This is a genomic window from Amycolatopsis sp. NPDC006131, from assembly GCF_040614175.1.
Taxonomy (GTDB): domain Bacteria; phylum Actinomycetota; class Actinomycetes; order Mycobacteriales; family Pseudonocardiaceae; genus Amycolatopsis_E; species Amycolatopsis_E tucumanensis.
This window is the reverse complement of sequence record NZ_JBEXTX010000251.1, coordinates 1-1,209: the sequence shown is the minus strand read 5'-3', so window position 1 is coordinate 1,209 and position 1,209 is coordinate 1. Positions and strand designations below refer to the sequence as shown.

Annotated in this window: 1 pseudogene; it reads right to left on the bottom strand. The window is 72.7% G+C overall.

Going from position 1 to position 1,209, the window contains the following annotated elements:
* Positions 1-1,076, bottom strand: a pseudogene (locus ABZ215_RS43790) (MFS transporter); the annotation flags it as partial.
* Positions 1,077-1,209 lie beyond the last annotated feature (133 nt).

The following is a 1,209-nucleotide window of genomic DNA, read 5'->3' as shown; positions in this document are numbered from 1 at the left end:
GCCAAGCCCACCGGCGATCGCGGCGCCCGCCCACGGCGCGAGCGACATGGTGATCGTCAGCGGCGCGGACAGCAGCCCGGTGAGCCGTCCATAGTGGACCGGTCCCCAGCGGTCGGTAATGGCCGTGGCCTGCAGAAGGGTGAACACCCCACGAGCCATGCCCGCGACCACCGCGGCGATCACAAGCGCGGGCGCGGTGGTCAGCAGCCCCAGCACACCGGTCGTGGCCGCCACCGCGGCAAGGATGATCGCGGTGCGCACCCGGACACTGGTGTGCCGGGTGAAGGTCGTATAGCCGAGACGACCCAGCACCTGCCCAGCCCCGCCGAGACCGAGCGCGACGGCGGCCGCACCGGGACTGAGCCCGCGCTCGGTGAGCAACGGCACCAGGTTGATCACCACCGCGAACGCGGCGAACGCCGACAAGCTCAACGCCACCACCAGTGCCACGAAAGCGCCGCTCCGTGCGATACGTCCAGGGTCGGTGTGCTCGGCGTGCGCGGGGCCCTCGTGCGGTCCGGGATCGGGCCAGTGCCCCCGCAACCCCCACGCGTGGCCCGGAATCGTGACCACCGCCAGGATGGCGGCGAGGACGAGGTAGGTCTGCCGCCAGTCCAGGTGGGAGGCCAGCGCGGCAGTCAGCGGGGCGAACACCGTCGACGCGAGCCCCGCCGCCAGGGTGAGCACGGTCAAAGCGCCCATCCGGCGCGACCCGTACCAGCGGGTCAGCGCGGCGAACGCCGGCGGGTACAGCGTCGCGCCCATCGCCACCCCCGCCAGCAGCCACGCCGCGACGAACCAGGCAAGGTTCTGCGCGGTCGCGATCGCCACCACCGCCGGCACCGCGAGGATCGAGCCACCTGTCATCAGCCACCGGGGCCCGTGCCGGTCCAGCCACCGGCCCACCGGAATGCCGGCGAGCGCGGCGACCACCCGGTCGCCTTCGCGACGTCGGTGGCCAGCACGGGGAAGGCGTAGTACAGCACGCCCCAGCTGGTGATCTCGGTGACGCACAAGGTCACCAGGACCCGGCGCAGCCCGGCCTTCCGACAGGGACCCGGGCTGCGCGGAGGCACCGACCGTCACCGATCCGCTGAGGGGGCGGACAGCGAGATCAGCTCCGGCTCGGCCGGGGCTCCAGAATTGGGTCAAGCCGCGAGGGCTTTCAGGCGAGCAGCGACAAGGCCTGGTCGACGGCTTCGTCCAGGC